This window comes from Flavobacterium hibisci, assembly GCF_020026925.1.
GTDB classification, from domain to species: Bacteria; Bacteroidota; Bacteroidia; order Flavobacteriales; family Flavobacteriaceae; genus Flavobacterium; species Flavobacterium hibisci.
In genome coordinates, this window is record NZ_JAIQDW010000005.1 from 244,307 (window position 1) to 255,330 (window position 11,024).

The 11,024-nt window shown below is 35.0% G+C and carries 7 protein-coding genes, 2 tRNA genes and 1 rRNA gene; 4 read left to right on the forward strand and 6 right to left on the reverse strand.

Annotated elements, in window-relative coordinates:
- Positions 1-25: 25 nt before the first annotated feature.
- Positions 26-2,266: a GH92 family glycosyl hydrolase gene (locus tag K8B81_RS07845; protein WP_223680619.1), complete on the reverse strand. Its 2,241-nt coding sequence runs from the start codon at positions 2,264-2,266 to the stop codon at positions 26-28.
- 122 nt (positions 2,267-2,388) lie between these two features.
- On the opposite strand from K8B81_RS07845, the gene K8B81_RS07850 reads away from it, so the two are divergent.
- Both K8B81_RS07850 and K8B81_RS07855 read left to right on the forward strand, forming a co-directional pair.
- Complete coding sequence (locus K8B81_RS07850; RefSeq protein WP_223680620.1) at positions 2,389-3,447, forward strand: sensor histidine kinase; 1,059 nt, start codon at positions 2,389-2,391, stop codon at positions 3,445-3,447.
- Positions 3,448-3,514: 67 nt separating this feature from the next.
- Positions 3,515-4,228 (forward strand): LytR/AlgR family response regulator transcription factor, encoded by a 714-nt coding sequence (locus tag K8B81_RS07855; RefSeq protein ID WP_223680621.1) that lies wholly within the window; start codon positions 3,515-3,517, stop codon positions 4,226-4,228.
- 116 nt (positions 4,229-4,344) lie between these two features.
- Here K8B81_RS07855 and nagB read toward each other — a convergent pair whose 3' ends face one another.
- Both nagB and K8B81_RS07865 read right to left on the reverse strand, forming a co-directional pair.
- The gene (gene nagB, locus K8B81_RS07860) at positions 4,345-6,258 is read right to left on the reverse strand and encodes a glucosamine-6-phosphate deaminase (RefSeq protein ID WP_223680622.1); all 1,914 of its coding nucleotides are present in this window, start codon (positions 6,256-6,258) and stop codon (positions 4,345-4,347) included.
- A 145-nt stretch (positions 6,259-6,403) separates the two neighbouring features.
- Positions 6,404-8,503: an alpha-L-fucosidase gene (locus K8B81_RS07865; RefSeq protein WP_223680623.1), complete on the reverse strand. Its 2,100-nt coding sequence runs from the start codon at positions 8,501-8,503 to the stop codon at positions 6,404-6,406.
- A 206-nt stretch (positions 8,504-8,709) separates the two neighbouring features.
- On the opposite strand from K8B81_RS07865, the gene K8B81_RS07870 reads away from it, so the two are divergent.
- Both K8B81_RS07870 and K8B81_RS07875 read left to right on the forward strand, forming a co-directional pair.
- A complete protein-coding gene (locus K8B81_RS07870) occupies positions 8,710-9,564 on the forward strand; it encodes a helix-turn-helix domain-containing protein (RefSeq protein ID WP_223680624.1) in 855 nt (284 codons plus the stop codon).
- A gap of 69 nt (positions 9,565-9,633) precedes the next feature.
- A complete protein-coding gene (locus K8B81_RS07875) occupies positions 9,634-10,203 on the forward strand; it encodes a DUF417 family protein (RefSeq protein ID WP_223680625.1) in 570 nt (189 codons plus the stop codon).
- A gap of 508 nt (positions 10,204-10,711) precedes the next feature.
- Here K8B81_RS07875 and K8B81_RS07880 read toward each other — a convergent pair.
- The 3 genes from K8B81_RS07880 to rrf all read right to left on the reverse strand — a co-directional run.
- A tRNA-Leu gene (locus tag K8B81_RS07880) sits at positions 10,712-10,797 on the reverse strand.
- A 6-nt stretch (positions 10,798-10,803) separates the two neighbouring features.
- Positions 10,804-10,876, reverse strand: a tRNA-Phe gene (locus tag K8B81_RS07885).
- A gap of 48 nt (positions 10,877-10,924) precedes the next feature.
- A 5S ribosomal RNA gene (gene rrf, locus K8B81_RS07890) occupies positions 10,925-11,024 on the reverse strand; the annotation flags it as partial.

Here is an 11,024-nt window from a genome sequence, read left to right on the forward strand (position 1 = left end):
CTGCAAACTATAAACTGAACACTAACTACTTCTTTCCCCAGTTTTTATTGGGCTCTGATCCCATTACAAAGTGTAAAATTCCGCCTTGCAATATTTCTTTATGCGATATTACTGTTGTATTGAATGGAACACCATTGAGTGTTGCTGACTGGATATAGAAATTTTTCTCTGAAACATTTTCTGCTTCAATTACAAATGCTTTTCCTTCTTCAAGATTGATGGTGGCTTTTTCGAAAATCGGGCTTCCAATTTCGTATTCGCCTGAAGCCGGATTCATTGGGTATAATCCCATGGAACTGAAAACGTACCAGGCCGACATTTGTCCGCAGTCTTCGTTTCCGCTTAATCCGTTTGGCGTTGTATTGTATTGTGTGTCTAAAATATGACGTACCCAATATTGCGTTCTCCATGGCTGACTGGCATGGTTAAACATATAGGCAATGTGGTGACTTGGTTCGTTTCCGTGCGCATATTGACCAATTAACCCTGAAATATCGGCAGAAACATTGCTGCCTGTGATTTCTGAACTTTCTGTAAATAACTGCTCCAGGCGTTTTGTAAAAACTTCGTTGCTTCCGTGAAGCGAAATTAAATCATCAACATTCTGAGGCACAAACCAACTGTGCTGCCAGGCATTTCCCTCGGTATAATCGGTGTGTTCCCTGTGATTCGAATGTTTCGGATCAAAAGGTTCGTTCCATGATTTTCCATCTTCTGATTTACCTCTCATAAATCCGGTCTTCGAATCGAATAAATACTGATAGGCTTTTGATCTCTTTAGAAAAAACTGATAATCATCTTTTTTACCCAATGCTTTGGCCATTTGCGCTATACACCAATCATCATAGGCATATTCTAAAGTAATAGTAACCGATTCGTCAAGTAAGTTATAAGGAATGTAGCCGTATTTTTTATAGAAATTCAATCCGCGTTCATCCTGCATCATGGTAGCTTTCATGGCTTCGAATGCTTTGTCGGCATCAAAACCTTTTATACCTTTTAAATAAGCATCTACAATTACAGGAATGGAGTGATATCCTGTCATGGTATTAGTTTCATTGGCATATAAAGTCCAGACTGGTAATATTTTTTTTGTGTCGTAATACGTTAACATTGAGTTCACCATATCTGAAACTTTGTCTGGCGCCAATAAAGTCAATAAAGGATTTTCGGCCCTAAAAGTATCCCATAGTGATAAGGTAGAATAGGCGGTATAATCTTTTGCTGTAACAATCTGATCATCCTCTTTTCTAAACTGACCGTTTTTATCACTATAGGTTACAGGGGCAACTTGTGTGTGATATAGTGCTGTATAAAACATCGTTTTTAATGAATCTACCGGTGTTTCAACTTCTATTTTACTTAAGGTATTATTCCAAATAGAAACTGCCTGAGATTTTGTCTTTTCGAATGTGGATTTTTCATGATCTAAATTATCTTTGGCATTAGCCACACTAACAGATGACAAGGCTACTTTTACCGCTAATTCATTGCTATTACTGCTTTCGAAAAATAATTGTGCTGCAGTATTTTCTCCGTCTGCTTTGTTTCCTTCGATAACCTGCTTATCAGCCAATAAAACCGATTCTGTAATTGGTTTTGAAAATTTAGCAACAAAAAATACTTTCTGATTTTTTGCCCAGCCGGTACTAAAACGATATCCGCTTATGGTATGCTCCTCCTCAATTGTAATTCCCGTTTTCAGGGCTTTATCCCAGTTAATGGCAAATCCCAGATCGATTATAACCGATTGTTTATCATTTTTGGAAAATGTGTATTTATGATAAGCGGTTCTTTGTGAAGAAGTTAATTCTACATTGATTTTAGGATCTTCAAGAAAAACCTGGTAAGAGCCCGGTGCTGCTTTCTCGTTAACATGACTGTATTTAGATTTATAAGGTAATTGATCCCGTGAAGCTGTTTTTGCAGTTAAGTCAAGTTTTTTATTGGTTGGCATAAATAAGATATCTGCCAGATCACCAATTCCAGTTCCGCTTAAATGCAAATGACTGAAACCGGAAACAATAGAATCAGAGTAATGATAACCGGAACACCAGTCCCAGTTTGAAACACCGTTGTCCGGACTTACCTGCAGCATTCCAAAAGGAACTGTTGCTCCAGGATATGTATGCCCATGACCACCAGTACCTATAAAAGGATTAACGTGGTCCGTAAAAAGTGTTTCGTGATGATGCTTTTTGTTTACATTTATTTTGCAACTTGCAATTAAAATAACCACCAAAAAAAGCAGGGTAAAATTCTTCATATAAAAACAATCTTAATTTAATTTTAAATTTAAACAAATTCAACTTTTCGTTAAAAGTAATTTAGACGGACGACATATAAACTAGGATAAACATCAAAAAATCATAAAAACATATCATTATTATGAATTTAAATTCGGGCAAATCTTATCGGTTACCATTGCATTATCACTTCTTTTTTTGGCTTACTTATTTTTTATTTAATACATTTCGGTGGGGAAGCTATTTTAATGATTACCTGTATTCATTAAAAACAAACTTATTAGGCTTTCCAATTCACATGACATTATGTTATCTGAATATTTTAATTTTCATGCCTTATCTGGTTTATCGAAAAAGATATCTATTGTATGTATTGGCTGTTTTATCAACCATTTTTTTAATGGTGGTTATTAAATTCAAACTTACATACTTATTAATAACGCATAACGTCTGGCCTGAAGGACCTGAGACTATCGATAAATTAACACTCAATTATACGATAGATATGATGATGGGAGAACTCTATGTGATCACTTTTGTAACAGCAATCAAAATTACATTTGATTTTTTGCAAGAACAAAAAAGAGTAACCGATTTAGAAAAATCACAATTAGAAACCGAATTACTTTTTCTTAAATCTCAAATTTCGCCACACTTTTTTTTCAATACATTGAATAATATTTATTCATTATCAGTAGAAAAATCAAACAAAACTCCCAAAATTGTCCTTAAGCTTTCTGAACTAATGCGGTATATGCTCTATGATACAAAGGGCAAAAAACAATCTTTAGAAAATGAAATTTTATGCATCCAAAATTACCTTGATCTGGAACGTATTAGAAATGATGAAAGGCTTGAAGTTAACATGTCTGTCTCGGGAGATATTCATGATAAAGAAATTTCTCCAGTGATTTTACTGACTTTTATTGAAAATGCTTTTAAACATGGTGTAAATAAAAACACCGGAAAAGTAAAAATTGACATTGATTTTACTATAAAAGGTGACTATCTGCATTTCAAGATTTCAAATCCTACACCCGAAATTACAAAGCATAAAGACAATTTTAACAAGTCAAGTGGTATAGGTCTGGAAAATGTAAAAAAAAGACTTGAATTAGGCTATAATAAAAATGATTACAAGCTTTCTTTTAAAAATAAAAAGAATATTTTTGTCGTAAAGCTTGTAATTAAAGTCACTTAAAAACAAATACTCTCCTTATTAATTTTGCCTGCAAAATTATTTCGCTCGAATAACTAAGATTAAAGAAATGAAAATAAATTGTTTGATTATAGACGATGAGCCATTGGCAATTAATATTATTAAAAATTATTTAGAGCCACTTGAAAATTTTGAGGTAATAAATACTTTCAGTAATCCGATTGAAGGCCTGAATTTTATTAAAAATAATAATGTCGATGTTATTTTTCTGGACATCAACATGCCCGTTCTGGATGGAATTAATTTTATAAAAAGTCTTGAAAACCCTCCATTAATTGTAATCACAAGTGCCTATAGCCAGTTTGCCATAGAAACTTATGAACTTGACGTTTTAGATTATTTAGTGAAGCCAATTGAGTTTCCGAGATTAATGAAAACGTTAAATAAAATAAGCAAAAGGATTGAGAAAAAAGAGAATGGAACTCAGGACAGCCAACCCGACAGCGCTTTTATATTCGTTAAAATTGACAAAAAAAGAATGAAGAAAATCTTCTTCAACGAAATTCTGGTGATCGAAAGCCTTAAAGATTATCTAAAAATAAATACTTTAACAGGCAAATACATAATTCACAGCACCTTGTCTGATTTTACCGATTTACTACCCGAAAAAAACTTCCTGAGAATACACCGATCATACACAATTGCAATTGATAAAATCGATGCTGTTGAAGGAAATAGTATTGAGATTGAAGGTCTTAGATACGTAATTGGAAGATCTTATATTGATCATGTGAAACAACGAATTTTGAATTCTTCTATATAGTTTTAAACACAAAAAACAAAAAAATGCAGCCAGACCGGGGCTGCATTTTCACATTGGTAACTAACCAAAATAAACCACATGAAATAGTTTATTATATTTTAAAAAGATTTTACAATCTAGAAATGATATCGCTTAAATGCTTCAATGGCAGAATAATCTGCTAATCCTAAAGCATGGTATTTTTCTGCTGTCATTCTGTTTCTGTCTTCAACTCTTACCCAAAATTCCCTGCTATCATCACCCTGAAACATCACCCCGTCTTTTTGAGACTGGTGATAGAAGATAGCATGACGTTTTTTCAGCACCTGATCAGGACTCATTGGAACCGCCATTTCGATTTGGTAAGATTCCCATTCATGCCATGCTCCTCGATATAACCAGACCCAGCAATCATCCATAAAACTTTTATGTTTTAATCGTTTCAAAGCCTCAAACAAACTGTCTAAACAAACTTTATGAGTACCATGCGGGTCTGCTAAATCTCCTGCAGCATAAATCTGATGTGGTTTTATTCTTTCGATAATATCGCACATAATTTCTATATCGGCTTCACCCAGATTATTTTTTTTAACTGTACCTGTTTCATAAAAAGGCAAATCGAGAAAGTTCACATTTGAATCCTGCAAGCCTAAATATCTTGTAGCCGCTAAAGATTCGCTTCTTCTAATTAGCCCTTTTAATTTTCTAACTTCTAATGAATCAATATCATTTGCTTTTTTATTCTTTAAAAAGTTGATTATGTTTTCAGATTCACTGGAGTTTTTATTTAATGCCTTCGAAATTTCAGCAAATTTTAATGCCTCTTCATTAGAAACCGCAATATTTCCGGATGTCTGGTAAGCCACATGAACATCATGCCCCTGCTCTACCAGCCTGTCAAAAGTTCCTCCCATTGAAATTACATCATCATCAGGATGCGGGCTGAATATGATAATTCTTTTTCTTTCCGGAGTTGCGCGTTCTGGTCTGTAAGTATCATCTGCATTTGATTTTCCTCCGGGCCAACCAGTAATCGTCTGCTGCATTTTATTAAACATCTTAATATTTAAATGATAAGCCGTTCCCTCTTCACTCAGGACACTTGACATTCCATTATCATTATAATCTTTATCAGTAAGTTTAAGAAAAGGTTTTTTCGTTAATTCGCTTAACCAGACTACAGCTTTCAGTTTTAACTCTTCATCCCAGACTACTGATTTTACGAGCCATGGTGTTTTTACTCTCGTTAATTCTGATGAAGCCTCGGTATCTAAAACAAATGTGGTGTTATTGTGCTGTTGTAAATAGGTCGCTGGTACTCGCGCAGAAATCTCTCCTTCTATCGTTTTTTTTATGATTTCAGCCTTACTTATCCCCCATGCCAGAAGTACAATCCTTTTAGCCGTTTTTACAGTACCAATTCCCATTGTAATGGCTTTTCGGGGGACATTATCGATTCCTAAAAATGAAGATGCTGCATCAATACGGGTCAAATGATCCAGCGTAATGCTTCTTGTGCCTGAATTTACGTGAGATCCAGGTTCGTTAAATCCGATGTGACCTGTTCTTCCAATTCCTAAAAGCTGAAAATCTAAACCACCGTATGATTTGATTTTCATTTCATAATCGATACAATATTGCTGTAAATCTTCATTACTGATATTTCCATCAGGTATATTAATATTTTCGGGATAAATATCAACATGATCAAAAAGGTGCTCATGCATAAAATGCCAATAGCTCTGAATATTGTTTCTTTCCATTGGATAATATTCATCCAGATTAAAAGTTACCACATTAGCAAAACTTAAACCTTCCTCTTTATGCAGTCTTACAAGCTCTTCGTAAACTTTAACCGGTGAAGATCCTGTTGCTAATCCTAAAACGCAAAGTTCATTTAATTCTCCCTTCCTTTGAATTATGTTTGCTATTTCCTGTGCTACTAATACAGAAGCTTCCTGAGATGATTCGAAAATTACATTGTGAATCTTCTCAAATCGTGTTTCTTCAAATTTCCCAGCTTCTTTGAAATTTATACTTTCTTTGATCATTTGCCTGTTCCTTTAATTATAATAGTATAAAATTAACACTTTGTCTATCTGTAAAATTAAAAATTCGACTAATAACCTCTTAGCTTCGGCAAAAAACAAAATCGGAAACAAAAAAGAGGAATCGTCATTTATTGTTGGTTTGTATTTAGTTTTCGACCACATTTATTTCACCAATAGAAAATACCTGACCTTTTCTTCCATCATTTGATTTAGCGACAAATCGCAGATATCTTGCCTTGCTTTGGTTAAATGTTTGTACTTGCTCTATGGGGTTGTTTTTAATGTTCGAAAATTCTCCCTGAGATTGCATGGTCCATTTGATATTATCTAAGCTGGTATAGAACTCATACTTGGATATCAGGTTAAGATTATTTCCGACTTGCTGGGGAATGTAAGTAAAGCCATTGATTTTGATGGTGTTTCCCATATCAATGACTACTTCCTCTGAAAGATTATTGCTCCCACCACCAAAATTCCAGTCTGTATCAGGATTTCCGTCTATTATTTTATTTACCGAGCTCATATCTCCGCTCGAAGCGCTCACAACTTTCCATTTCTCTTTTGAAACGCCATACTTTGCTGTTGTGAATGCACTGCTCCTATTTTCATTTTTACTGACCGCTATCGCTTTTATCACTACTGCTTTATTGTACTTAAAAACTTCCTTATACAAGTTACTTTTCACAGACGGCTTAGAACCATCAGTAGTATAATAAATATCATTTCCTTCCTCAGCTTTTATAGATACATTTCCACTTTTATCACGCCCAATGGCAGGAGACTTCACAAAAGTTGGTGCATTATAAGCTTCAATATTCGAAATTACAACACACGCTTTTGAATCGGTAATGTTTATTTTAAGTGCCGAAGCCGTAATTCTGTCTATTCTTAAAATTCTTTTATAGCCAATAGTGGTTTCATTGGCAACCGTTTTCCAGTTACCATCAATCTTGGCTTCAACCGTAAAAGCCTTGACGCGTTGTCCTAATTTTATATATTCCTGAAGCAAAATCCGATTGATTGCTACAGGTTTTCCAAAATCAAATACAATTGAAGCTTTTTTTACATCATCGTCTGTAGCCCAGTACGTATTTCTATCTCCGTCTGTTACATTTTTTGCTGTAAATGAAGCACTGTTTCCTCTTACATTATCAGCAGAAACTTTTGTCCCGGCTAATAATTCCGTTTTAAAATCGGCTTTTATGGTCGAAATCAATTCTTTTAGTCGCACTTCGTCATTTTCATGAACCAAACCTCTTCTGTCAACCGGAAGATTCAATAGTAAATTTGCATTACGACCAATAGACTCATAATAAATGTCAACCATTTCATCGAGCGAGCGTACTTTATCATCTTCAATACTATGATAAAACCAACCTGGTCTGATAGAAACATCGGCTTCACCCGGAACCCATTTTTCGCCGTCTTCATGCCCCGACATGAATTCTGTATAATGAACTTTTCCCGCTAATTCATCTTTTTGACGTAAAAGCGACCAATTGGTTTTTCCGGCACGTCCTTCTTCATTTCCAATCCATCTCGCTTCAGACGGACCTACTCCCCAGACCAACGTTTTAGGTGCAGTTTTGTAGATGAGTTTATAGGTTTCATCCCAATCGTAATATTCCAGCGTATTGATTTTTCTTGTTTCATTGGCTCCGCCATAATAACCATCACCACCATTGGCACCATCAAACCACATTTCGAAAACATCCCCATAATTAGTAAGCAACTCTTTCAGCTGATTTCTGAAATACGTGATGTATTCTGGTTTACCGTATTGGGCATGATTTCTATCCCATGGGGAAAGATATAGCCCTAATTTTAGATCATACTCTTTGCAGGCAGCAGCTAATTCTTTTACAACATCTCCTTTTCCGTTTTTCCAGGGAGAATTTTTAACAGAGCGTTCTGTGTAAGCTGATGGCCATAAGCAAAAACCATCATGATGTTTGGCTACTAAAATGATTCCCTTCATTCCTGCCTGTTTGGCAATACGTGCCCATTGCCTTGTATCTAAAGCTGTTGGATTGAATAATTCAGTCGATTCATCTCCATATCCCCATTCTTTGTTAGTGAACGTATTTAAAGAAAAATGAACAAAAGCATAAAATTCCATTTCATGCCAATCCAATTGTTTTTGTGTTGGCAATGGGCCAAATGGTTTTGGAGCATTTGCTAATTCCTGAGAACAAATTGGTATTGTTATTAAAAAATAACACAGCAATAAAAAAATATTTTTCATTAGTACGCGAATTAATGTTTTGCCAGTAAGAATATTAAAAATTTAAATTTAAGATAAATCAATATTCTGATTTATACTATTTCGACCAACAACATTTTTAAAGGAGTATTGGAGTAATTCTTTACTACATGATAGCTTCATACTTCTATTTTTAGATTCAGTAATCATTATATAATTATATTTGTCAGCATCTCTCAATTAGAAACATGAACAGGATATATTCTGATAACGGAACACTATTACTTGGCCTGGAATCTGAAAAAACTCAGTTACTGGATAGCCCTGTTCAATTTACTGTATATACTGTTATATTCATTAGTGAAGGTGAAGGAATTTATCATGCAGACTTTGCTTCTTTTGCATTTAAAGCTCCTGTGATACTTTTCTCTACTCCTCAGCAGTGCATTTATATCAGAGAAACTAAAAAAATAACCTCAACAACTTTACAATTTCATGGAGACTTTTACTGTATTGAATTTCACAGAAATGAGGTAGCCTGCAACGGATTGTTATTCAATAATATTTATCTGGAACCTTCTGTAAAACTAACAGCTGAACAGCATGCCTTTTATACACAGATAACAGCCAATATTGCTGAGGAATTACTGCAGAGAGAGCCCTCAGAAATTGTACTTCGGGCGCTTTTACAGCTTTTTCTCGCCAAGTCAAGCAGTATCAAGATGAACAGTTCAGACAGGCTGGAATTGAAGAAGGACGAAAAAATGGATCATTTCAGAATACTGCTGGAAGAAAATTTCCTGACCCTGCATAAACCTGGTGATTATGCATCATTGCTATCCATTACGCCAAACAGCCTGACCAAACAGTGTAATAATCGCTTTGGTAAAACACCAACACAACTGATTCAGGAACGTTTAATTCTTGAGGCTAAAAAACATCTTCACCTTACAAGATTCAGCATTAAAGAAATTGCATTTGCTTTAAAATTCCAGGACGAATATTATTTCAGTCGTGTATTTAAAAAAATGACAAAAATGTCACCTCAAATGTTTAGAAAAACCACCGGAATATCCATTGTAGCAGATTTGTCTAAGGAATAACATTTTTTGTCCATCCTTTAAATCAATTTACTGAATTAGCTTTGCATTGTAACTATAAAAAAATAAACAATGAAAAGTAGCATTCTAAACACAATAGCAAATCTGGACAAAGCCGGAAAAAAGATGGTTCGAGCAGGCATCGTTATTGTTTTTCTGTGGATTGGCGGACTCAAATTCTTCACTTATGAAGCTGACGGGATTGTGCCCTTTGTAGCAAACAGTCCATTTATGTCTTTTTTTTACGAAACCCCTTCAGATTATAAAAATTATACAAACAAAGAAGGTGAACTAATTGCTGAAAATCACCAGTGGCACATCAACAACAACACTTACGGTTTTTCAAATGGTCTCGGTATTTTTTTGATAAGCATTGCATTTCTGGTTGCAATTCATAATTGGGCACCACTGGCAAGTATGATTGGCAGTATATTGGTTTTTATACTCACCATCGGAACACTTTCATTTTTAATTACTACACCTGAAAGCTGGGTTCCTCATCTGACAGATCATCAATTTGGCTTCCCGTACTTATCAGGAAGAGGCAGGCTGGTGATTAAAGATATTGTCATCCTTGGAGCATCATTAATAACGATGAGTGAATCTGCAGGGCTTTATATTAAGAGAAAAGAACAACAATAAACGTGTTAAACGAAAAAGACTCTGTAATTTAATGCATACCAGAATCTTTTAAATCGCTTTACTTAAAAAGTTTTATAGTACCTTCCAGATTTCTTTTCTATAAAAGCATTTATGTATTCCTGAACTTCATTTTAAACTCTGTAGTAGTTTCAAAAGAAATTGATGTGAAATTCAGCATCCTGATCGGTAATGTGAATAATTTCCGTATATCCACGGAGATTAGATCTCCCTTTGCAGAATCTTTTAATGCAAAATAAAAGCTTTCAGAGCAAAAATTCAGAGGGGTTAGGAAATAGAATTCTTCCTTTTTAGGCTAACAAATATTTATGCTTAATTTTTCAATCCCACAGGTTTTCGTATTGATCCATTTTATGCTTAAATTTTATCGCTTCACAGGTTTTGGTCTTGATCCTGCATTATGTGATACCTGAGTTTCTGTTTTCAAGGCAGTGATTCTATTAAGCAAAAAAACTCCAATGAGCTATTAGCCAATTGAAGTTTTTTTTTGTACTCAGAGCGGGACTTGAACCCGCACGGACATTGCTGTCCACTGGATTTTAAGTCCAGCGTGTCTACCAATTTCACCATCCGAGCAATTTGTGGTACCTCCAGGGATCGAACCAGGGACACATGGATTTTCAGTCCATTGCTCTACCATCTGAGCTAAGGTACCTCATTTTAAACAAAAAACCCTATTCTTATCCAGAATAGGGTTCTTGAAGAAAGGCGACGACATACTCTCCCACAAAACTGCAGTACCATCTGCGCAGGCGGGCTTAACTTCTCTGTTCGGGATGGGAAGAGGTGAGCCCCGCCGCAAT

Bases quoted from the DNA above. Each gene is read 5' to 3' on its own strand.
- K8B81_RS07855 (WP_223680621.1), top strand. From the start codon at position 3,515: ATGAAAATAAATTGTTTGATTATAGACGATGAGCCATTGGCAATTAAT.
- nagB (WP_223680622.1), bottom strand. From the start codon at position 6,258: ATGATCAAAGAAAGTATAAATTTCAAAGAAGCTGGGAAATTTGAAGAA.
- K8B81_RS07870 (WP_223680624.1), top strand. From the start codon at position 8,710: ATGAACAGGATATATTCTGATAACGGAACACTATTACTTGGCCTGGAA.
- K8B81_RS07850 (WP_223680620.1), top strand. From the start codon at position 2,389: ATGAATTTAAATTCGGGCAAATCTTATCGGTTACCATTGCATTATCAC.
- K8B81_RS07875 (WP_223680625.1), top strand. From the start codon at position 9,634: ATGAAAAGTAGCATTCTAAACACAATAGCAAATCTGGACAAAGCCGGA.
- K8B81_RS07865 (WP_223680623.1), bottom strand. From the start codon at position 8,503: ATGAAAAATATTTTTTTATTGCTGTGTTATTTTTTAATAACAATACCA.
- K8B81_RS07845 (WP_223680619.1), bottom strand. From the start codon at position 2,266: ATGAAGAATTTTACCCTGCTTTTTTTGGTGGTTATTTTAATTGCAAGT.